This is a genomic window from Hymenobacter saemangeumensis (assembly GCF_039541835.1).
GTDB lineage: Bacteria > Bacteroidota > Bacteroidia > Cytophagales > Hymenobacteraceae > Hymenobacter > Hymenobacter saemangeumensis.
Genome location: NZ_BAABGZ010000013.1, coordinates 577,006 through 594,005 on the forward strand (window position 1 = coordinate 577,006; position 17,000 = coordinate 594,005).

Genomic DNA, 17,000 nt, shown 5'->3' on the forward strand with positions numbered 1-17,000 from the left:
GGTTTTGCTCCGCTCAGGGCAGATTGATGGCTACTTTGAACTTACTCTCAATCGTGTAGTGCAGGCCATTTACCGGGTCGTGGTAGGTCAGGCTTAACGACTGATTATTATACTCTGCAGCATAAATGATAGAGCCAATCGAGCCGCCTGGTGCGTCAATGATGCACAGTTCCGTTTCCCCGGACAGGGCGCCTTGCAATGGTTCAAACTGTATGGCGTCCAGAAAGTAACCGCCGGCATTGACGCTTTTCGTTTCTACCCCGTAGCCGCTCATCGGGTCACCGTCCACAATAGGCCACAAGCTGAAGCCAAACGGCCGGTCTTGTTTCGGTGGCGTGAAATCCAACTGCCGAACCGAGTTCAGCAAATTGTACCAGTACCGTTCTTCTTCGTTTTCAAAGGGGCCTTCCGGCTCTGGCGTTACCGGGTCGGGCAGGCGGAGAATGGCGCGGTGGTAGCGCTCGGCTAGTAAAATGGCGTTAGCGGTGCGGGGCGAAGTGTGCATAAAGGCGGCGGCGGTGGCGCCAGCTGATGATGACAAGGAGAAGCACAACCGCGCCGGCTAGACGGTAGCGGCCGGCTCTTTTTTTTTCAGGGCAACGAAAGCGGGCTTTTTCTCGAAATGGGCGCGAATGCTGCCGACGGTCACCACGCCTTCTTTCGCGTAAATGGCATTTTGCGTGGCTATCTTGGCTATCATCGCGGCTTTTTGGGCGGGGGTGCCCGGCGTCTGGCTGCCCAGCACGTAGCTATCGGGCTTGCCCACGGCCACGGGGTAGAATACCACCAGGTACAGGTCCAGCCAGTCTTTTGCCTGCCGCAAGCGTGTCGCGTGGCTGCGGAAATACCTTTCCACGTAGTCGAGCTGCTGCACGGCGGGCATTGCCGCCAGCGCGGCAGTGGTGGTGCCCAGGTTCGCGGCCGTTTTCGGCATAAACTGAATCAGGCCGGTAGCCCCGCTAAAGCGGTTTACGGCCTGGGCATTAAACCCGCTTTCGCAGTACATCGCCCCCATCAACCAGTCGGGCTTTACGTTCAGGCGCTCGGCTACTTGCCGCACCTTGGTCACGAAAGCGGCCCGCACGGTGGCGGGCACGTATTCTTCAAAGGATAGTTTCACGGCTACAGTTTTTTAAGAAGGTGAGAAGCCAGCAGAATAGCCAGCGCCGTAAAAAAGAGAGCAGCGCTCAGGTCAACCAGCGCCTTGCCAGAAAAGGCCACCGGAACTTCCGGGGCCTTTCCTTCTTTCAAGTCGGCAATTAGTTTGGAGTCGAAAAATTCAAAAACCTTGTCCATCCTATTTCTTATAAGGAATGTGGGTGTAGGTGGTGCCGTTCGCGGTCACAGGGGCTTGGAATATGTTCGGATTTGGACCGTAGCCACTATCAAACACCTGGTTGATGGATTCCATCTTGACGTATTTACCCGGGCCTTCCACGTTGGTTTTTCCACCCCCGTTTATGGGCCGGGGCGTTAGCGCTGCCGGCAGTTTTACAGATTTTGTGGGGGCCGCTGCGCCGGTTTTTACCTGGCTCTTGACCGGGGCCGATTTCACCGGGGGCGTTGTTACCCCGGCGTCCGGCTTTTTCTTCTTTTTAGCATTGGCAATGAGCAGCACGAGCAGGCCGGCGCCCACGATGGGAAGTCCTATCATCTTAATTCAGGTTAAGGCTGCGAAGCCGGTTTAGTAGCGCGGGTTTCGCACTGTTGAAGGGTGCCCCGAATTCGTCGTCTATCCAAGTGGTTAGCGTTTCATCGTTGCTTGTGCAGTACGCCCGATTAAAGGCCCCATACACCGCCGTTAATTGGTCGTTGGTTAAGGCCAGGTTCATGCGCCATTCGGCTTCCTTTGACAAGCTGGGCGTAAAAACGCCGGCCATCACCTCATGCAAGCGCCGCACCCGGGGCATGGGGTCCCAGCCCTGGGGAATACCTGAGCCAGAATTGGGTAGCTCGGGGTCAAACTTCTTTTTGTCATCGCCCGCTTTTTTGCCGTACCAATAAATGGCCACAACCAGCCCTACTACCACCAGGGTAATTTGCAGGGGCTTGTTTGCGAAGATGGTCGTCAGGTTCATTGTTACTTCTTTTTATACACCATCCACAAGCCGGCGAGAATCAGCACCGCAGCAATCACGCGCAGCCAGCCTGCCCGTGCGCGCTGGGCTTCCAGCTCCGAGACATAGGCTTGTTCCTCCGGCAGTTGGTCGGGGCCGAAATAGGTCACCTTGCCCGGCTCTACAATGGCGGTAGTGCCCAGCGGGTAGCCGCTCGGGTTGCTGTTGTAGCTGTAGTTCGCGCTCGGCTTTAACCAGTTTACCAGTAGCATAGCGCGGTTTATTTAAACTTCAGGTACAGCACCACCAGCAGCACCACGGCCACTGCGCCCCCGGCCAGTACGGCCGGCTGTTGGTACCACTGCTTTGTTTTGTTGGCTTTGTCTACCAGGTCGGCCAGCTCTTGCACCGTTGGGGCGTCGGCGTCCGAATATTCGGGGTCCCCGGCCGTGCCGGCATCGGCTGCAGCGGTTCGGATGGTGGCCGACGCCGGCACGTTCACGGGCTCTACGGGCGTAGCCGAGACAGTAGCCAGCGGGCGAATCGGGTTCACGGGCTCTATTACCGACGGCTGGGGCGGCACAATGCCGCCTTTTACCGGGGGCGCGCCTTCGAGGTACGGAGTAGACGCCGGTACGGTGGGCTGGTAGTCGCCTGCGCCCCCTTCCTCTTCATAGAGGTTTTCTGATTTAAGCATTGGGTTACTTTTTTAAAATGAGAACGATAAGGAGCAGCAGCAAGGCGCCGCCACCCGCCAGGGCATAGGCAGTGGAATGGTCTTTTTCCTTGTCCGGCTGCGGGCCCTGGGTGGGTTGGGGCTGCGGGTGGGGTTGGGCTGGCCACTGGCTCAGCGGGGCTTGGTACTGCGCCTGCATGTACTTTTCCAGTACATCGGTGCTGCCTGCGCTGCCTGTTTCCAAACGGGGCACTTGGCCCGGCGAAGCGGTGCCGGTGTTGAGGCTTTGCAGCAAGGCCCCGGCCAAGTTCCCCGCCTGGGGGTTGTTGGTCAGGGTGCCCGCTACGGTACCCGCCTGCTGCTGCCAGCTCTGCCCGTTGGCCAGGTTGGTTGCGGTGCTTACCGCTAACTGCCCGCCCTTGGAGGTCATGAAGTTGTTAAACGAGTCAGAAAATGACATTGCAGCTGGCTTTATTTTTTAAGGAATACCAGGGCCAGAACGATAAGCAGGAGCACCCCGCCCCCGATGCTGGCGTACAGGGTTGTTTTGCCCTTCTCCGCATCTGGCGTACTGGCGCTTGTGTTGCCCCCTTGCCGTGCGGAAAGACTCGGAGCCATCCCCGGTGCCACGCCGCCTGCCGTTATTCCGTTCTGGGCTAGCATTTCGGTATAGCTGCGGGCATTGGCAGCCGCGTTGGCCGGGTCGCCGCTCCACCATTCCAGCACTTGTTCAGCCGGTTTGTTGTGCAGCTTCATTTCGTGCTCCAGCAAGCCGGGCAGAATGTTCTGCGGAAGCCCGGTAAAGGCGCTAATGCGCGGCAGGGACGCGGTAAAGTTCTGCGCCAGGTAAGCCCGGTAGCCGTGGGCATTATCGGGCGCGTTTTTCCGGGCCGCATTCCACCAGCCAAGTACCTTTTCTACGCTGTTGCGGGAAAGCTTCGACTCGTATTCCAGCAGCTGCGCCAAAAAAGGTACACTCAGCCCGGTTTGACCGCTTATTTTGGTAAGCTCGTCGCGCCGTTTCTTGTTGGTCTCTTCCAAGTAGCCACGAATCATTCGTTCCGTGTTTTCTTGGCTGTCGAGCATGTAATTAATTACCGTTTCGAAGTCGTGGTTTGTATATCCTTGGTCCCACGCCATCACGGCAGAAATTAACCCGGGCTCTACCCCGGACCGCTGCGCTACCTGTGCGATTTGCGAGCTTTTTAAGGCGTCGTTATCTTCTGCATTCAGCCCACTGCCAAACCAGCCGCCAATGAGGCTGCCTACGCCGGTTGCCCAGCCCCCCACCGTGTCGCCGAACATACCCCCGATGGCCCCGCCGATTTTACCGCCCATCATCCCGGCGCTGCTGTTGGCATCGCTGCCCAGCAGGGAATGCAACTTGGCGTCCCAGGCGGGGATTTGCCCGGTTTGCATGTTGAAGCCTGACGATGTGCCGGCCGCAAACTGCTGCCAGCCACTGCCGCTGCCCGTGCTCGTTCCTTGTTCTAGTGGCATTGTCGTGGTTCTTAGAGGCCGAGGCCCAGTTGTTTGCCTCTGCGGCGGTATTTGAGCCCGATTTTCCGCACATCGGCCAGCAGGCCGCGCACGGTTTTGGCATCGGCTGCGCTCATTTTAAAGGGGGCTTTGCGCGGCTTTTTAGCCTTTTTAGCGGGCTTTGCCTTGGTTTTTTTAGTGGCCATTGTTGGTGCGTTTTAGGTTATTTATTCCCCTCGGGATTGTTGATATCGGGCACTTCAACCGTTGCAAACAGGTCAACGGTGGCCCCTAAGGCCAGCTGGTTTGCAATAGGCAATCCGTCGAACTGGGGGCGGGCCGCTGTGGATAGCTTGCCCCGGTAGGAAATGACCTTTTGGCATTGCTGCAAGCTGATGCCCTGCTGTTCCCCGTTCACGGTAGCAGTAAAAGGCGTGTTAAGTGCGATGGCTTCTTCGCAGCGCAGAATAAAGAATTGAGGCATGGGTAAAAAGTTGAAGGATTAGGCGGTGTGTCGAGCGGCTCGGCGTTTCATGAAATCCAGTCGCAAGCGGTGTTCCGGCACGGCCGGGTTTAGCACGGTGGCCAGGGCGTTGTAAGCTTCGCGGGCGGGGTGGCGCTCCTGAATGAAGGTGGCAAAGGCCAGGCGGTCGGCTAGCAACTCGTCTGCGTTTTTTGTCTGGTAGTGCGCCAGCTCGTGCAGCTCGAAAAAGCGCCGATGGGCCGGCTTCAGCGCGTCCCAGCGGCTGCCGTTCACGCGAAGCACGCCAGTAAGCATGTCCACCGTAGCCAGCCACTCGGTCGGGCCGTGCTGCCGCACGATGGTTAGCGGGCTGCTCACTTTTTCATTTTGTGCACCACCACCACGGCAACCAGGGCCAGCAGCACCACGCACGCCAGAATAAAGACCGGCTGCGCTAGGCCCAGAATGCGCTTTTCGGGCGCTTCGGGGTCGGTGGTGGTGCTCGTAGCCGCGCTGCCCGCACTGGTGGGCTGCCCTTTGATGATGTTGTACAAGCTATCGAGCAGTTTTCCGAAGCCGGTCCGCTGCTGCGGGGTGGCCGTGCCGGGGCTGGTAAACCCAGCAAACCGGCCGGCCGCTTGGGCTTGGCTGGCGCGCAGCAGAATAAATAGTTCGTCGGTAAACGACTCCCCGCGCACTTGCTGCAGCAGCACCAACGCTTCCACGCTGGGCGGCACCGCGCAGCCAAAATCTGCCATCAGCTCCTGCACGGCGGCAGGGGCCGTAGTTATCAGGTTTTCCAGTTCCTGCCAGGTGGCGCGCTGTTCGGTTGTTAGGGTGTGCATGGCGTAAGACGTAGAATCAAAAAAGGCCCGGCACGTTTGGCCGGGCCTTTTTCTCAATGAGGCAGTGGCGCGAATCGCGCTTAGTAGAGCATCTGTGCTCCTTGCTTCCCAATGGCGGCTTTTACCGCCAGCTCCTGCGACTTGTCGAGCGTAGCACCGCAAAACAGCGTGTAGGTCGTAGTCGAGTCGGGGGCAATCGTGGTCAGAATATCCGAACGGTCGTCAATCTGGAAATCAGTATCGAACGTCACGATATTCGTGTTGAAGCTGTTCGAGCCAATGTAGGTCGAAGGCGTGATGGTATCACTGCCCTGGGCCTTGAAAATGTCCAGGCGCTGCAGCTCAATCGTGTTAAGTAGTTGCTCGTCCTTGTTGGTCTGAATCCGCATCTGTACAACGCGGGTCGGGTTTTCCTTGAAGAACTGCAGGATTTCAATGAGTTTTACCCGGGCATTCGTGCTGTAGGCTTGCAGGCCCACTTGCCCGTTGCGGTCGTAAAATTCGCCGTCGGTCATCTGGCCGGGCCGTACGTCCTGGTTGCCCAGGTTGTAGCCCGGGAACAGCACCACTTCCCGCGCAGCCATTGCCGTATTCTTGATGGTGAAGGAAACCTGGTGGTTAATGTGCCCTTCTACCGCGAAATTCTTGATTTGGCCGGGAATGGCTAGCGTGGGGTCACCTTGCCCGGTGTACGGCACCATGCCGCCAGCGCTGCCGGTAGCGTTGGCGTACCGCTCTTGGTTGCCCCCCAGCGCAGCCAGGGTGGCCAGCGCTTGCATCGATGTGATGAGGTTTTTCATCTGTCGTCTGTAATAAAAAAGTGTTTTTAGGTCTTGGAGTGGCTATTCCTGAAAAAACAGCTTCGATTCAATTACCCCGTCGTTCACGGTGCGCTTGAATGCGTATTCTTGAATCAGGAGAACCACAACGCCAGCCAGCACGGCAGCGGCTACGGTGTACCAGTTGAGCTTCATTTGTAAGTAGTGAGGTGAAAGGGGCTCCGTTGAATTAGACTCAACATTACAGCCGCTGCCTACCCTCGGCCTTTCCCGCCTCGCGTTTCGTGTCGCTTTCTGTCACTTTCGCCGTTTTCAACCACTTAAACGGCCGTTGCTAGCAAGTACGCGCAGCACTGGGCTACCTCGCGGGGCGTCAGTACGCGGCGCCGATGGGTGATGCCGGCCAGCTTCAGCCAGCGCCCAAACGTGCGCTTCTCCACCCCTAGCTCGTCGCATAGCTCGGCCCGGGTGCGTGCTTTAGGGAGTGGGCGGCTCTGGCTGCTGCTCATCGGTGGGCGGGGGTAAGTGGTCCTGCACAGCGTCTACTACTTCGGCTGCTGCTCTGCTTTTCAGCAGCCCTGCTAACATGCCGCTGATGTGGGCTATCAGCAAGCCGACAAATTCCCCTTTAGACAGCTTCATTTCCTTCCAGTGGCCCCAGATATCGGTTAGCTTGGTGGTGAAGTAGTAGGAAAATAGCACGTCGCCTGCGGTCGTAAACCAGGGGTAAAAGTTAATGGCGTGGTGCAGCATAGCAAAGCCCAGCATATCGGTTACCATAATGGCAAACGTGCGGGTGAACTTTCGCAGCGAGAAGGGCTCCCCGCGCAGGGCTTTGTTTGCTTTATACCCGTACCAGGCGTTTACCAGGTCCATTCCCAGTATCAGGAAAGCAGCGCCGGGTGGGTTCCATATCCACTTCTCAAAGAAGCCCACGGTAAGGCCCAGGGCCAGGGCCAGCATTGCCAGTTTAGCCGGGGCGAAAAAGGCTGTTTTCAGCCCCAGCACCGTAGCGAAATAGTCCCGACCTGAGCGGAAGCCCCACGGTCGGAACAATTCGCTAAAGAAAAGGCTGAAAAACTGCGTCATATAAGGGTTTCTACCGTTTCGTTGGCAAACTCGCTTTTCGCAGCCATCACGCGGCGAAATGCGGCCAGCACTTCTTTTTTGTTGGGAATCGGCCGTTTCAGTATCTCGGCTTCTTCGTCCTGGGTCTTTTTGAGCACTACCCAGCTGGTCATTTCCCAAAAAAACTTTGGTACTCGAATCAGGCTGTGGAAGGTGAAAAACAGGTCGGTATCCCACATGCGGTGGTCTACCAGAAACTCTTTCACCTGCTGGCTGGGGTTGGGCTTTATGTACTTGGTGCAATCCTCGAAAATGATGAGCCCGTTTCGGAAATGCTTGCTGATGAAAGCAAACATGGCGTCGTGGTCGGACTCGTAAAACCGCTTTACGCCCTTTTTCCAGCGCACAAACAGGGCCCGGTCGATTAGTTGATGCTCTGCGTAGGCGGGGCTGCCGTTTACATCGATAATCAGCACTTTTTTATCGGGGTGGGCCTTGGCGTACTTCACGGCTACGGCGTTGGCGTAGGTGCTTTTTCCGGTACGCTTCCGGCCGACAATCAGGCCCGCAATGTGGCCGCGCGTCTTGCTCATTACCCCATCATTACCCAACGCGCCTTTCCATACCGGCAGCGGCGCGGCTGGTTGTATATCGCCCCGCCAGCCGTGCGCCGGGGCTTACGCCGCCACTGCCGCTGTACTGGGGCCGTGGCCTGGGTGGCTGACTCGGCGGGCTTACTGGTTTGGCGCTTGCTGGGCGCTTCCCGCTGGGCAGTGGTGCTGCTCGTGGTGGGGCCCTGCTCGACTGGTGTAGGCTGCGGGCTGCTGCCTACGGCTGCCAGCCCCAGCGAGGCCGCAGCTAATACAAGTAGCTTTTTCATCTGTTTACAGGGTAAAACCTTTGCGGAATGCGGGAATGAGGGGGGCCACGCGGGGCAGCATCACCATTGCTACGGCTGCTAGCAGGGCCATTTCAGGCGTAAGCTGCAGGCTCGTGTACTTTTCCAGTACTTCGGACAGCGGGCCGGCCAGGCTGTCTTTTTCGTCGTCGGTAAACGGGGCCGCTTCGCACAGCGCAAAGAATTCTTCGGCCCGTTTCGAGACCTGGTAGAAGTCGGAATCTTCGGTTATCGCGTCCTGCAGGGAGTATTTGCCCCGGGCGGCACGCTGCCGGTTGAACTCGGTTAGCTTTTCCTCGTCCCCTGGCCACAGAACGCTGCGCTTGTAGGCGCTGACCAAAAAGGGCTTTTGGAGGTTGTCTACAAACGAGATGATGCGCCGGGCCGACTTCAGCGCGTCTTCTGGCGTGGGCGCGGCTGTTTCGGTCTCGTCGTCGTCGCCGGCCGTAAACACCTCTTGCGCGTCTACTTCTTCCGGCTCGGGGCCGAAATCATCCGGGCTGCTGCTGGCTTCCGGGGTTGGCTGCACATCGGGTGCGAAGTCGGACGCGGTGCCAGTGTTTACGGCTTCGGTCCCCTGGGCCAGCACGTCGGCCAAGTCTACTGCTCTTGCTTTAGGCATTGTGAGGGGCGGCAGCTGCTGCCGTGTATTTGTTTACTACGGCCATCATCGGGGCCATTTTAGCCGCCAGCTCGTCTTTCTTCTGCACGAGGCGCATGACGCTGGACACGCTCAGCCCTTCGTCTCCGACAATCGGCCCCAGCACGGCCAGGCAGTTGATAATGGTGCTTAGGTCGGCGCTGTACTCGCTGCACTTCTGCGCCAGCTCGGCTTTCTGAGCCGTGAGCGTGTTCACCGTTTCACGGATTTTGTCTAGTTGCGCGGACGCTACCAGCACCATGCCGGCTGGTATGTCGTCGGAAGGGGCAGCGTGGCTGCTGGGCTTCAGGTTTACTTTTTTTGCCATCGTTCAGCGGCCAGTTTTAAAGTCCCCGTGGGGGTCGTTTTTTAAGTAGTTGAACATTTGCCGGATAAAGTCGGAGGCATCTTTCGACTTGCCTTTGTCCATGCGGTAGGTCAGCACCTCGAAAAATTCTTCTGCCTCTTTTTCGTTGCGGAAGCGCATCGATACCACGGCCGCTTTTCGCCGTGGCTCTGCAGCGGGGGCCTGCTCGTCTGCCATCCTTACGCCGTGAGCTTGGTTTGTGCGTAGTGCAGCTGTACCAGCGTATCTGCTTCAACTTCTGTCAGTACGCCCCCCGAAAGCTTGGTAGCTACCGTGCTGGCTAGTTTCGAGTACATAGCAGACTGCAACGGCGCGGGTGCATCCCGTAAGGACTTTACCAGGTGGGCCAGGGCTTCGGGGCCGCTCTGGTGATGCCCTACATCCGATAGCAGTTTTATTGCCGCATACAGGGCGGCCCGCAGCTTCTGCAGGGTGATGTTATCCCACGGGGTAGCCGTGATATTTACTACCAAGTCGAACGCCGGATTGTCTACGGCTTCTTTGATGAGGTTTACCACCTTCACGGCGGGCTTGATGTGCGCTCCTACACCCGAGAGCATGGTAAGCGCGGCGGCTAAGAGCCCGCGTGTTTTTTGAAAGATGTTCATTGCCTTTGGAGTTGTTTTCCCAAAGGTTCTGCCTGTAAACAGGCTTAAAACCCGTTCGCAGCCCTTCGCCCTGTTTCGCCCGTTTTAACCTTGCTACCACGCAAAAAAGGCCCGTTTACAGCGTAAACGGGCCTTTTATTTGGAGTTGCTGCGCTAGTGCTTGTCTGGCTCTCCCAGGTGTTCAACGATGGCTTGCACTTGTTTCTTAGTAAACAGCCGCCCCCGGTATTCGCCCAGCTCCGGCACGTCTTTCAGCCACGCATTTAGCGTATCAATGCCAACGCCGTAGTAGCTGGCAAGCTGGGTTTTGTTGTACGGCTGAATTTTGAAGGCGGCAGGAGCGGGGCTCATAGTGGGCGGCTGTAAACGTGGTTTTTACTAGGCTTTTGCGGTGGCCTTTGCCGTGCGGGTAGGTGCTGCAGCGGGCTCGGGCTCGTTATCGAAGCTGCTCGGGGGCAAATCGCCGGGCTTGGGCTTGTTTTCAGGCTGTTGCGGGGCCTGGGTGGGCTGCTCGGCTTTCTTCCCGCCTACCAGCTCAATCATGGATACTTTCAGCACCTGCGCGCCTGCTGCTTCGCCGTTGCTGTTGATGTAGGCCCGAACGCTGGGCTCCCCTTCTACATAGACCGTGGTACCTGTTTTCAGGTACTGCAAAATTTCGGTGCTTTGCTGCTGGGTGCGCCACAGGGCACAATCTACCCAGGAGGTACGCTCGTGCCGCTGGCCGGCTTTGTCCTTCCAGGCCGTGTTTACGGCTACCGAGAAGTTAATAACACGGTCGCCGTTTTCCTGGTGCTTCATTACGGCATCTTTGCCCAGGTTGCCGATTGCGGTAAGTTTGAACATGGTTTGATGGTTGGGGTTAAAAAGTGGTTGTTTACTTGTTCCATTGAATGAGGTAGTGGGGCTGTACCTGCCAGAAAATTCCCGGGAAGCCGGGGAAAAACAGCACCTCATATCCTTTCGCCTTCAGAGCCTCTTTCGCTTGCCAAATGAATTCTTCGGAAACAGTATAGCCCACGTATACACGGGCTTCTAGTGCGTGTTTGGCAACTGCTGCCTCTATCTCGGCTTCAATCTTTGCCAGTAGCCCTTCATAGGACGCGGCGCGGCTTTCGGCTGCTGTTTTCATTTTGCGGCTTGGTTTTGGTCGCTGCAGCCTGCTGCAGCACAGTTTTAATAGTGCCCAACATTTCTTGATGTGGGCGGGGCTCTTTGCATGGTCCTTTACAAGTCGGCCGTAAGGGGCATACTACACAGGTAGTCAGAAAGCACATTTCTATTCGCGTTTGGTTATGCTCATGTCAATCATTACCCTAAGCGCGTGGCCCATCGTGCGGGCTTGGTCCAGGTAGACGCGGGGCGCATTTCGTCGGACGTGGGGCCGTAACCCGTGCTCGTTGAAGTGGTAGACGCTGGCCACGCAAGCCACGAAATAGGTATATTCCTCCCGCTCAGCTTCTTCCAGCGTATCGGGGTTTATTACTTCCTCGTGGGCATAGTCCTGCAGCAGTTCGGCTGCCTCGCCGGCCGCATCTTTCGGCGGGTTAATGTTCAGCTCCGTTACCCCACGAAAGGCCCCGAACTTCTGATACAGCGGCTTTCCGAAGATTTTCGGTAGCAGTTCCAGCAGTAGTTGAAAGTCGTATTCTGGGCTGCCATGCTTTTTCAGGGCCAGGGGCTCGAAATGATATTTAAGGCACTCCATAACGCCTGAAATCAGGCTTTTCAGGTTGTTTTTGCTTACGTAGTGCTTCCACTGCCGCTTTTCCGCATCCCACTTGTCGGAGGTGCCTAGCCGCTTGTCGCTCATCACAAACAAGCTTTCGAGGCCGACAAGCGTAGAGCCCTGGGGCACGAGGGCGGCTAGGTCCTCATCGGTCAGCAGCTTGTTCCCCTTCTTAATCGCGGCCAGCTCATCGGGCCGGAAGTGCTGCCGGGTAGCGGTTTGGTCCATCGTGGCCCAGTTCCACGCCAGCAGAATATGCCGGTGCAGCTCGTTCCGGTTTTGTAGCTGTTTACGCACAAAAACAAGGCTGTGAATGTGGAAGTGCATCCCGTGTTCGTTGCGGGTTACTTCGGCCCCGTACTCCCCGGCGTACACCATGCCTTCAATCCCATCCCTGCCTTTCCGCAGCAGCTTGCCCGTTTCTTCGCAGTACTTGGGCAGCACTTCGGGCCGGCCACTGAACCATACATTCCGGCGCATTTCCTTGAAAATGTTTATCAAGGTCATCACATAGAACTGTTCACCACGGAAGCCGTGCGCGGCCGTGTGCGGTACCGTAAGCGTTAGGTGCATCGGGTCGTACTCTTCGAGCAGCTTCGGGTTAGCGGTCAGGTAGTCCATCCATTTGCGGCGCAGCCGCTTGCTGCGCTCGGAGTTGCAAACCGGGCATATCTTGTGTTTACAGGTTGCTGCGCCAATGTATTCGACGGGCGAAGCGCCGCCCAGGTGTTCGCGGTATAGCGCGTGGGTGGCGCAGCTCGAAATTTGCCGGCCGGCTTTTTCCAGCACGTTTAAATCTTCCTGGGGAATGCTGGGGTGTTCTTCCTGCAGGAAAGCGTACATCTGCTTACAGAGTCGGTTTGCTTCGCGCTTCAGGTTGCTAGCACGGTTGCTGCGCTTGCGGTTGCGGTCTACGCGCTGCTGCAGCTCTTTTGTGGCAGTTTCGGGGCTGCCTTCGGGCCTGGCTTGCGTTATGGTGACAGACATAGGAAAAGGTTTCTAAAACTTGGGCGGGTTTTCCCCGAGCGTTTCTTTATTATCGAGGAAGGGCCTTAACGACTTGTTTACAGGCCGGTAAGGCGCGGACTAAAACAGAGCTTGTTGCTCCCCTTTCTGCCAATGTTGGGCCGGTGCGCCCGTGTTCAGGTAGTCCGAAAGCACCTGCTGGGCGGTCATTAGAGCCTTGCGGCGCTTCTCCCGTACCTCATTCTTTTGCTTGCCCTTCTCAGCTTCTTCCTTGTCCTGCTGCGCCAGCAAATCGGCCATTTCCCGCAGCACGGGAATGGCTTCTTTGAAGGGCATTGGATAAGGATATTTGGCCACGGTGGGGCGGGTTGTTCTGGTGGAATCGTGGCTGGTGACGCCTTCGCTAGCCGCTCAGGAACGACCATCCACGATTAGCATTTAATGTTCTGGGGGGCCGAAATCGATAGCCCTAGAATCGTTTTTTGTGGCCCTGGGTGGAATCGAACCGCCTTTTCCCCGCTGTTCCCTTTGGGGGCACCAAGCCAGGGCCTGCGCGTCTTTCCGTGCTGTCATTCTGGCTTTCTGCTAGGGTCCGATTACTCGGGGCCTGTCCCTAGCCGGGGACCACCACGGACTTATCCCAATTCCGGGGCCGTGCGCCAGAACCTACCCTTGGATTTCATTAATCTCCGCTGGTTAGAGACTGGCGTAACCAGCGGAGCATTTCGATATCATTCCGGTAAGACTTACGCTCGTCTTGGTCAAGCTCGTGACGGGGTATTTGGCCCCAGTGGTTTAGGATAAATGCGGTGGTGCGCTTAATCGTATACATGTCAAAAAGGGCAGTAAGTGGGAGGTGAAGGATTCGTGGAAATGGTGAAGAATTCGCGCCGGCCGGTTTCGGGATTGTAGCAGTTCACAGTTCGCTGCTCCCGGACTTGCTTCAGCACGTTTTCCCGATTTTCGAGGGCCTGAATGTTCCAGATGTGGTACCCCTGGGTTGGGTCGATTCGGTCAATGGTGAAGCTGGTAGCGGTGCGGCCCTTCTTGTCGAGGTATGTTGTCTCGATACAGAATTGCGCGAATTGCTCCAACGTCAGTGAGAAGTCCTTTTTTCGGCGTTTAGCATTGCCTTTCAGATAGCGAAAAGCAGCTTTCAGGGGGTTAGCCCGTGCAGTTTTCAGCGAATGACAGGCACTGCAAATGGTGCGGTGCTTGGCTACTGGTTTGCCACAAGCACAAGGGCGGGCCGTTTTCATAGCAGTACAGCTTGTTTGCCAATAGCAGCAGCGCGGGCGCGGCCTTCCTGAATGGCGGGAATGAGGGTGCAGAACTTTTCCACCACGCGGGGCGGCATCGGCATGGCGTCGCAGTCCCCCAGCTCGGCGGGGTAGGTGAATACCCGTTGTTCTTCGCCGTTATGGTCTATCACCTTGCTCATATCAGGCAGGCGGTAGACCTTGGCATAAAACACATACTGCTGTTCCAGGCTGGCCAAGTCGGTGCCGGTCAGGTAGGCCGGAATGGGGAACGAGGCAGCGCGGGTGGGGCTGGGCTTCTTCTTGGTGGCCATCTTAGCTGCGGGCGCTGAAGTGGTTGTTATCACCGAAAGGCCCGCCCCATGTCAGGCCAGCTGCTGCAGCATCGTACACGAGGCCAGACGCCTGCCAACGGATTTTAGAAGTGCCTTTCCGCAATTCTGCGCCCGTGCGGCTATGTATAAAATTGAGGTCGCCGGCTTCGCGGGTTTCGTGGCTGCTGTGGCCAGGGGCGGCTGCATTGCGTGGATTGGCAGCGTGCAGCGCGGCCTGCTGGGCATAGGTCCGATACCCGCTCACAAACACCACCTGCCAGCCACGTTCCCGGGCAGCTTCTAAGAATGTGCGGAATTTAGCCCGGGCAGCCGGGGTGAGCTGGGCCAGCTTGGCTTCTGTTTCAGCGTCGAAACGGGTAAGGCGCTGACGCACGAGCACGGCCAGCCCTACAGCTGCAGCCACGGCCACAAGCACGGCGCGTGGTATCTGACGGAAGTAAGCGGCTACCGTGTTCATCGTTAGTCAATCCAGATGCCCAGGGGGCAGCCCGTAATAAGGTTGGCTTTTGCGCTGATTTCCTTCATCAGCCCTTCGGTATGGTGCAGGGCAGATTTTGCGGTCTGGGGCGAAATGCGGCCGTTTTGCTTGGCCGTTTCAATGTCCAGCAAGCGGGAATCCAGCACTTCGTACACCTGCTTTAGTGTTTCGTGGTGCTGCTCTTGTGCGGCGCTGAGGGTGGGGGCGGTAAACGTGGCGGAACCCATAGGAAAAGGGATGGTTAGCGCCCAGCGGGCGATGAGGTGGCTGATATGGTGCGGGCCGGGCATTACAGCTTCAGGCGTTGGCTCTGAGCGATGGGCTTTTCCGTGTAGCGACGGGGCTTTTTGGCCGGGGCCTTGGGGGCGGGGGCCTGGGGTGCGGTGCCGGCTACTTTGAACATTACCAGCAGCACTGTTGCGGCGCTTTCAAGCTCCTCGGTCTTGGCCGAAGGCAGCAGCTCGTTTAGGCACATACACAGGTCGATGTGGGTTAGCTGGCTCATTGCTGCGGGGCGCTAGAAGTGGGAGCCTGCAGCGGGTCTTTCCCGAGTCGCTGGGCCATGTACACCACGGCCAGAAACGGTATGTCGTGCGGCGCATCGGCCGGCAGGTTCAGCCAGGCATACACGGTGCGGGGCGTAACCCGCAGATAGGTTGCGAATTCTTCCCGTAGTGCCGTGCGGGTGGCTGCCGGGTACTCGGCTAGCCAGCTCCTAAAGCGGTATTTGAGGGGGAGAGGCAGGGGCGTTTGCGGGGCCATCGGAAAGATTTTTCCATTTGGAACTTTTTCCGATGGTTGGCGCGGCGCTTGTAAACAGAAGCAAAGGCGTACTTTCGGAAGCCGGTTTCAAAACCGACCTTGCAAACATAGTATGCAAAAGCAGAAAAGCTTCTGCTGAATCAGCAGAAATTTATCCACATTCAAAAAGCAAAAGATAAAGTGAAAGACACTATTTCCCACAGAATCAAAGAATTGATTGCAGATTCTGGGCTTAATGTTTCTGCTTTTGCAAGAAAAATTGATGTCAAATACCAGACGCTCTACAGCATAATAGGGCCTCGGGGAAGCTTGCCAAGTGCTGGCACCTTGCACAGTATCTTTTCTGCGTTCCCGACTGTTAGAATGGAATGGCTATTGAATGGGAATGGGCCTAAATATTTTCCTCCCGATATCAGCAATAGCATTTTAGAAGCTCATTACAAATCCCAGGTTGAAGATGAGGCAGCAACTTATGACAGTAGTAATCACAGGGAAAAAGAGGATGCGATACCCTTTGTTCCTGCAGCTGCAGAAGGTAGTTATTTGAATGGCTTTGGCGATGAAGAGTACATAGAGCACCTACCAAAGTTTTACCTTCCCTTCCTGGGACTTCCGGCCAACGTGTATGCCTTCCAGGTGCGCGGCGACAGCATGGCGGACCGCTTCAATAACGGGGACGTGGTATTCGGGCAGAAAGTAGAAAAGAACGATGCTCTGAGGTGGGGCGAAGTCTATGTACTACTCTGCAATGACGGTCTTGTGGTAAAGGAGCTACGGCGCGGGCCTTCCGAGGAATTTTTTACCTTACGCTCTTTCAACGAACACTTTGACCCTTATGAAATTTTGCGCTCTGAAGTGCGGGCAATGTTCCGCTATCAAGCCAGTATAAATTTCAACAGTTCCAATCCGAATAGGGCCGGAGTAATGCGCTTTATAGCGCAACTGACAGAGCAAATGGCAGCGCTTAATAACTCTATTGCGAACCTGCCTCAGCTCAAGTAAAGCCACCAAATAAAAGCGGCAAGGCATTTGTAAACGTGCATTCTATCCATCACCTTTTCTTCACAAAACCAATGAAAACCCTATTACTCTTTGCCCTCTTGGCAGTGGGTGCCAGCACGGCTCAGGCCCAAAACGACCCCCGCACATTCGATGTGGCAGCCGTGCAAGCGCAGCTAACGTCTACTACATGGAAGGTTGCCGGCTCTACCGTCAACGGTTTCAGCCCAGCTGAATTCACAAAAGCGAACAACATTAAAAACGTGGATGCCTTTAAGGCAGGGGACCGTTATGTTTTTAAGACAGATGGCACCTATCAAATTATTTCGGCTGCTGGTGGGGCAAGGGCCGGCATTTGGGAAATGTCTGGCCAGTCGGTTATGCTGGACCCAGGCAAGGCCGGCGGGGGAACTCGGATAGATGTTACCTACTTAGACAAGACGCGGTTTGTGGGCCGCACATTTAAGCGGCTGGGAATGTGCGACGTAACTAGTATGTATGAAATAGGCTGGGTACCAGCTACCATGTAGAAAAAAGTCACAATTTTATCACATAATCGAGCACAGAATGTACTTAGAGCGGGTATAAAAGT

At 56.5% G+C, this 17,000-nt stretch carries 36 protein-coding genes; 2 read left to right on the forward strand and 34 right to left on the reverse strand.

The annotated features are described in order from the left end of the window. Positions 1-13 precede the first annotated feature (13 nt). From ABD919_RS06720 to ABD919_RS06885, 34 genes are all read right to left on the reverse strand, one after another. Complete coding sequence (locus tag ABD919_RS06720; RefSeq protein WP_345234989.1) at positions 14-505, reverse strand: hypothetical protein; 492 nt, start codon at positions 503-505, stop codon at positions 14-16. A 57-nt stretch (positions 506-562) separates the two neighbouring features. Further along, a complete protein-coding gene (locus tag ABD919_RS06725; RefSeq protein ID WP_345234991.1) occupies positions 563-1,120 on the reverse strand; it encodes a lytic transglycosylase domain-containing protein in 558 nt (185 codons plus the stop codon). A 2-nt stretch (positions 1,121-1,122) separates the two neighbouring features. Next, positions 1,123-1,296: a hypothetical protein gene (locus ABD919_RS06730; RefSeq protein ID WP_345234993.1), complete on the reverse strand. Its 174-nt coding sequence runs from the start codon at positions 1,294-1,296 to the stop codon at positions 1,123-1,125. A gap of 1 nt (position 1,297) precedes the next feature. Next, positions 1,298-1,654, reverse strand: a complete 357-nt coding sequence (locus tag ABD919_RS06735; RefSeq protein WP_345234995.1) for a hypothetical protein — start codon at positions 1,652-1,654, stop codon at positions 1,298-1,300. Position 1,655: 1 nt separating this feature from the next. After that, positions 1,656-2,078: a hypothetical protein gene (locus ABD919_RS06740; RefSeq protein WP_345234997.1), complete on the reverse strand. Its 423-nt coding sequence runs from the start codon at positions 2,076-2,078 to the stop codon at positions 1,656-1,658. 2 nt (positions 2,079-2,080) lie between these two features. Then, positions 2,081-2,329, reverse strand: coding sequence for a hypothetical protein (locus tag ABD919_RS06745; protein ID WP_345234998.1), 249 nt, complete (start codon positions 2,327-2,329; stop codon positions 2,081-2,083). A gap of 8 nt (positions 2,330-2,337) precedes the next feature. Further along, complete coding sequence (locus ABD919_RS06750) at positions 2,338-2,754, reverse strand: hypothetical protein (RefSeq protein ID WP_345235000.1); 417 nt, start codon at positions 2,752-2,754, stop codon at positions 2,338-2,340. Positions 2,755-2,758: 4 nt separating this feature from the next. Then, positions 2,759-3,193 carry a hypothetical protein gene (locus tag ABD919_RS06755; RefSeq protein ID WP_345235002.1) on the reverse strand — a complete coding sequence of 145 codons (435 nt, stop codon included), beginning with the start codon at positions 3,191-3,193 and terminating at the stop codon, positions 2,759-2,761. 11 nt (positions 3,194-3,204) lie between these two features. After that, entirely contained in the window at positions 3,205-4,233 is a 1,029-nt protein-coding gene (locus tag ABD919_RS06760) for a hypothetical protein (protein WP_345235004.1), read from the reverse strand. A gap of 11 nt (positions 4,234-4,244) precedes the next feature. Next, complete coding sequence (locus tag ABD919_RS06765; protein WP_345235006.1) at positions 4,245-4,418, reverse strand: hypothetical protein; 174 nt, start codon at positions 4,416-4,418, stop codon at positions 4,245-4,247. 17 nt (positions 4,419-4,435) lie between these two features. Next, entirely contained in the window at positions 4,436-4,696 is a 261-nt protein-coding gene (locus ABD919_RS06770) for a hypothetical protein (RefSeq protein ID WP_345235008.1), read from the reverse strand. 18 nt (positions 4,697-4,714) lie between these two features. Then, positions 4,715-5,053 carry a hypothetical protein gene (locus ABD919_RS06775; protein ID WP_345235010.1) on the reverse strand — a complete coding sequence of 113 codons (339 nt, stop codon included), beginning with the start codon at positions 5,051-5,053 and terminating at the stop codon, positions 4,715-4,717. Further along, the gene (locus ABD919_RS06780; protein ID WP_345235012.1) at positions 5,050-5,520 is read right to left on the reverse strand and encodes a hypothetical protein; all 471 of its coding nucleotides are present in this window, start codon (positions 5,518-5,520) and stop codon (positions 5,050-5,052) included. Before ABD919_RS06780 ends, ABD919_RS06775 begins: the two co-directional genes overlap by 4 nt. An 80-nt stretch (positions 5,521-5,600) precedes the next feature. Further along, positions 5,601-6,320 (reverse strand): hypothetical protein, encoded by a 720-nt coding sequence (locus ABD919_RS06785; RefSeq protein ID WP_345235014.1) that lies wholly within the window; start codon positions 6,318-6,320, stop codon positions 5,601-5,603. Positions 6,321-6,362: 42 nt separating this feature from the next. Then, positions 6,363-6,494, reverse strand: coding sequence for a hypothetical protein (locus ABD919_RS06790; RefSeq protein ID WP_345235016.1), 132 nt, complete (start codon positions 6,492-6,494; stop codon positions 6,363-6,365). Between the two features lie 125 nt (positions 6,495-6,619). After that, entirely contained in the window at positions 6,620-6,808 is a 189-nt protein-coding gene (locus ABD919_RS06795; RefSeq protein ID WP_345235018.1) for a hypothetical protein, read from the reverse strand. Continuing rightward, positions 6,777-7,355 (reverse strand): hypothetical protein, encoded by a 579-nt coding sequence (locus ABD919_RS06800; RefSeq protein ID WP_345235020.1) that lies wholly within the window; start codon positions 7,353-7,355, stop codon positions 6,777-6,779. The genes ABD919_RS06795 and ABD919_RS06800 overlap by 32 nt, the downstream gene beginning before the upstream one ends. 29 nt (positions 7,356-7,384) lie before the next feature. After that, complete coding sequence (locus ABD919_RS06805; RefSeq protein ID WP_345235022.1) at positions 7,385-7,960, reverse strand: hypothetical protein; 576 nt, start codon at positions 7,958-7,960, stop codon at positions 7,385-7,387. Then, positions 7,960-8,247, reverse strand: coding sequence for a hypothetical protein (locus ABD919_RS06810; protein WP_345235024.1), 288 nt, complete (start codon positions 8,245-8,247; stop codon positions 7,960-7,962). The genes ABD919_RS06805 and ABD919_RS06810 overlap by 1 nt, the downstream gene beginning before the upstream one ends. Positions 8,248-8,251: 4 nt before the next feature. Next, a complete protein-coding gene (locus ABD919_RS06815; protein ID WP_345235026.1) occupies positions 8,252-8,887 on the reverse strand; it encodes a hypothetical protein in 636 nt (211 codons plus the stop codon). Beyond that, entirely contained in the window at positions 8,880-9,233 is a 354-nt protein-coding gene (locus ABD919_RS06820) for a hypothetical protein (protein ID WP_345235028.1), read from the reverse strand. The genes ABD919_RS06815 and ABD919_RS06820 overlap by 8 nt, the downstream gene beginning before the upstream one ends. A gap of 3 nt (positions 9,234-9,236) precedes the next feature. Continuing rightward, positions 9,237-9,449 (reverse strand): hypothetical protein, encoded by a 213-nt coding sequence (locus tag ABD919_RS06825; protein ID WP_345235030.1) that lies wholly within the window; start codon positions 9,447-9,449, stop codon positions 9,237-9,239. 2 nt (positions 9,450-9,451) lie between these two features. After that, a complete protein-coding gene (locus tag ABD919_RS06830; protein WP_345235032.1) occupies positions 9,452-9,880 on the reverse strand; it encodes a hypothetical protein in 429 nt (142 codons plus the stop codon). Positions 9,881-10,033: 153 nt separating this feature from the next. Next, entirely contained in the window at positions 10,034-10,231 is a 198-nt protein-coding gene (locus ABD919_RS06835; RefSeq protein ID WP_345235034.1) for a hypothetical protein, read from the reverse strand. 27 nt (positions 10,232-10,258) lie between these two features. Continuing rightward, complete coding sequence (locus tag ABD919_RS06840; RefSeq protein WP_345235036.1) at positions 10,259-10,726, reverse strand: single-stranded DNA-binding protein; 468 nt, start codon at positions 10,724-10,726, stop codon at positions 10,259-10,261. A 31-nt stretch (positions 10,727-10,757) separates the two neighbouring features. Then, a complete protein-coding gene (locus tag ABD919_RS06845) occupies positions 10,758-11,012 on the reverse strand; it encodes a hypothetical protein (protein WP_345235038.1) in 255 nt (84 codons plus the stop codon). 147 nt (positions 11,013-11,159) lie between these two features. Beyond that, positions 11,160-12,596, reverse strand: coding sequence for a rep family protein (locus ABD919_RS06850; RefSeq protein WP_345235039.1), 1,437 nt, complete (start codon positions 12,594-12,596; stop codon positions 11,160-11,162). A 99-nt stretch (positions 12,597-12,695) separates the two neighbouring features. After that, positions 12,696-12,911: a hypothetical protein gene (locus ABD919_RS06855; protein ID WP_345235041.1), complete on the reverse strand. Its 216-nt coding sequence runs from the start codon at positions 12,909-12,911 to the stop codon at positions 12,696-12,698. 497 nt (positions 12,912-13,408) lie between these two features. Next, a complete protein-coding gene (locus tag ABD919_RS06860; protein ID WP_345235043.1) occupies positions 13,409-13,834 on the reverse strand; it encodes a hypothetical protein in 426 nt (141 codons plus the stop codon). Continuing rightward, entirely contained in the window at positions 13,831-14,148 is a 318-nt protein-coding gene (locus tag ABD919_RS06865) for a hypothetical protein (protein ID WP_345235045.1), read from the reverse strand. The genes ABD919_RS06860 and ABD919_RS06865 overlap by 4 nt, the downstream gene beginning before the upstream one ends. Position 14,149: 1 nt before the next feature. Continuing rightward, positions 14,150-14,626, reverse strand: coding sequence for a D-alanyl-D-alanine carboxypeptidase family protein (locus ABD919_RS06870; RefSeq protein WP_345235047.1), 477 nt, complete (start codon positions 14,624-14,626; stop codon positions 14,150-14,152). A 2-nt stretch (positions 14,627-14,628) separates the two neighbouring features. Next, entirely contained in the window at positions 14,629-14,874 is a 246-nt protein-coding gene (locus tag ABD919_RS06875) for a hypothetical protein (protein WP_345235049.1), read from the reverse strand. A gap of 62 nt (positions 14,875-14,936) precedes the next feature. Further along, positions 14,937-15,152, reverse strand: coding sequence for a hypothetical protein (locus ABD919_RS06880; protein WP_345235051.1), 216 nt, complete (start codon positions 15,150-15,152; stop codon positions 14,937-14,939). Next, positions 15,149-15,409: a hypothetical protein gene (locus tag ABD919_RS06885; protein WP_345235053.1), complete on the reverse strand. Its 261-nt coding sequence runs from the start codon at positions 15,407-15,409 to the stop codon at positions 15,149-15,151. The genes ABD919_RS06880 and ABD919_RS06885 overlap by 4 nt, the downstream gene beginning before the upstream one ends. 180 nt (positions 15,410-15,589) lie before the next feature. Here ABD919_RS06885 and ABD919_RS06890 point away from each other — a divergent pair, with 180 nt between their 5' ends. Continuing rightward, positions 15,590-16,411 carry a S24 family peptidase gene (locus tag ABD919_RS06890; RefSeq protein ID WP_345235055.1) on the forward strand — a complete coding sequence of 274 codons (822 nt, stop codon included), beginning with the start codon at positions 15,590-15,592 and terminating at the stop codon, positions 16,409-16,411. A gap of 71 nt (positions 16,412-16,482) precedes the next feature. Then, positions 16,483-16,938: a hypothetical protein gene (locus tag ABD919_RS06895; protein ID WP_345235057.1), complete on the forward strand. Its 456-nt coding sequence runs from the start codon at positions 16,483-16,485 to the stop codon at positions 16,936-16,938. Positions 16,939-17,000 lie beyond the last annotated feature (62 nt).

Excerpts from the sequence above, each read along its gene's own strand:
- ABD919_RS06720 (WP_345234989.1), bottom strand. The coding sequence starts at position 505 with ATGCACACTTCGCCCCGCACCGCTAACGCCATTTTACTAGCCGAGCGC.
- ABD919_RS06730 (WP_345234993.1), bottom strand. The coding sequence starts at position 1,296 with ATGGACAAGGTTTTTGAATTTTTCGACTCCAAACTAATTGCCGACTTG.
- ABD919_RS06735 (WP_345234995.1), bottom strand. The coding sequence starts at position 1,654 with ATGATAGGACTTCCCATCGTGGGCGCCGGCCTGCTCGTGCTGCTCATT.
- ABD919_RS06740 (WP_345234997.1), bottom strand. The coding sequence starts at position 2,078 with ATGAACCTGACGACCATCTTCGCAAACAAGCCCCTGCAAATTACCCTG.
- ABD919_RS06745 (WP_345234998.1), bottom strand. The coding sequence starts at position 2,329 with ATGCTACTGGTAAACTGGTTAAAGCCGAGCGCGAACTACAGCTACAAC.
- ABD919_RS06750 (WP_345235000.1), bottom strand. The coding sequence starts at position 2,754 with ATGCTTAAATCAGAAAACCTCTATGAAGAGGAAGGGGGCGCAGGCGAC.
- ABD919_RS06755 (WP_345235002.1), bottom strand. The coding sequence starts at position 3,193 with ATGTCATTTTCTGACTCGTTTAACAACTTCATGACCTCCAAGGGCGGG.
- ABD919_RS06760 (WP_345235004.1), bottom strand. The coding sequence starts at position 4,233 with ATGCCACTAGAACAAGGAACGAGCACGGGCAGCGGCAGTGGCTGGCAG.
- ABD919_RS06765 (WP_345235006.1), bottom strand. The coding sequence starts at position 4,418 with ATGGCCACTAAAAAAACCAAGGCAAAGCCCGCTAAAAAGGCTAAAAAG.
- ABD919_RS06770 (WP_345235008.1), bottom strand. The coding sequence starts at position 4,696 with ATGCCTCAATTCTTTATTCTGCGCTGCGAAGAAGCCATCGCACTTAAC.
- ABD919_RS06780 (WP_345235012.1), bottom strand. The coding sequence starts at position 5,520 with ATGCACACCCTAACAACCGAACAGCGCGCCACCTGGCAGGAACTGGAA.
- ABD919_RS06785 (WP_345235014.1), bottom strand. The coding sequence starts at position 6,320 with ATGAAAAACCTCATCACATCGATGCAAGCGCTGGCCACCCTGGCTGCG.
- ABD919_RS06790 (WP_345235016.1), bottom strand. The coding sequence starts at position 6,494 with ATGAAGCTCAACTGGTACACCGTAGCCGCTGCCGTGCTGGCTGGCGTT.
- ABD919_RS06795 (WP_345235018.1), bottom strand. The coding sequence starts at position 6,808 with ATGAGCAGCAGCCAGAGCCGCCCACTCCCTAAAGCACGCACCCGGGCC.
- ABD919_RS06805 (WP_345235022.1), bottom strand. The coding sequence starts at position 7,960 with ATGAGCAAGACGCGCGGCCACATTGCGGGCCTGATTGTCGGCCGGAAG.
- ABD919_RS06810 (WP_345235024.1), bottom strand. The coding sequence starts at position 8,247 with ATGAAAAAGCTACTTGTATTAGCTGCGGCCTCGCTGGGGCTGGCAGCC.
- ABD919_RS06815 (WP_345235026.1), bottom strand. The coding sequence starts at position 8,887 with ATGCCTAAAGCAAGAGCAGTAGACTTGGCCGACGTGCTGGCCCAGGGG.
- ABD919_RS06820 (WP_345235028.1), bottom strand. The coding sequence starts at position 9,233 with ATGGCAAAAAAAGTAAACCTGAAGCCCAGCAGCCACGCTGCCCCTTCC.
- ABD919_RS06825 (WP_345235030.1), bottom strand. The coding sequence starts at position 9,449 with ATGGCAGACGAGCAGGCCCCCGCTGCAGAGCCACGGCGAAAAGCGGCC.
- ABD919_RS06830 (WP_345235032.1), bottom strand. The coding sequence starts at position 9,880 with ATGAACATCTTTCAAAAAACACGCGGGCTCTTAGCCGCCGCGCTTACC.
- ABD919_RS06835 (WP_345235034.1), bottom strand. The coding sequence starts at position 10,231 with ATGAGCCCCGCTCCTGCCGCCTTCAAAATTCAGCCGTACAACAAAACC.
- ABD919_RS06840 (WP_345235036.1), bottom strand. The coding sequence starts at position 10,726 with ATGTTCAAACTTACCGCAATCGGCAACCTGGGCAAAGATGCCGTAATG.
- ABD919_RS06845 (WP_345235038.1), bottom strand. The coding sequence starts at position 11,012 with ATGAAAACAGCAGCCGAAAGCCGCGCCGCGTCCTATGAAGGGCTACTG.
- ABD919_RS06850 (WP_345235039.1), bottom strand. The coding sequence starts at position 12,596 with ATGTCTGTCACCATAACGCAAGCCAGGCCCGAAGGCAGCCCCGAAACT.
- ABD919_RS06855 (WP_345235041.1), bottom strand. The coding sequence starts at position 12,911 with ATGCCCTTCAAAGAAGCCATTCCCGTGCTGCGGGAAATGGCCGATTTG.
- ABD919_RS06860 (WP_345235043.1), bottom strand. The coding sequence starts at position 13,834 with ATGAAAACGGCCCGCCCTTGTGCTTGTGGCAAACCAGTAGCCAAGCAC.
- ABD919_RS06865 (WP_345235045.1), bottom strand. The coding sequence starts at position 14,148 with ATGGCCACCAAGAAGAAGCCCAGCCCCACCCGCGCTGCCTCGTTCCCC.
- ABD919_RS06870 (WP_345235047.1), bottom strand. The coding sequence starts at position 14,626 with ATGAACACGGTAGCCGCTTACTTCCGTCAGATACCACGCGCCGTGCTT.
- ABD919_RS06875 (WP_345235049.1), bottom strand. The coding sequence starts at position 14,874 with ATGGGTTCCGCCACGTTTACCGCCCCCACCCTCAGCGCCGCACAAGAG.
- ABD919_RS06880 (WP_345235051.1), bottom strand. The coding sequence starts at position 15,152 with ATGAGCCAGCTAACCCACATCGACCTGTGTATGTGCCTAAACGAGCTG.
- ABD919_RS06885 (WP_345235053.1), bottom strand. The coding sequence starts at position 15,409 with ATGGCCCCGCAAACGCCCCTGCCTCTCCCCCTCAAATACCGCTTTAGG.
- ABD919_RS06895 (WP_345235057.1), top strand. The coding sequence starts at position 16,483 with ATGAAAACCCTATTACTCTTTGCCCTCTTGGCAGTGGGTGCCAGCACG.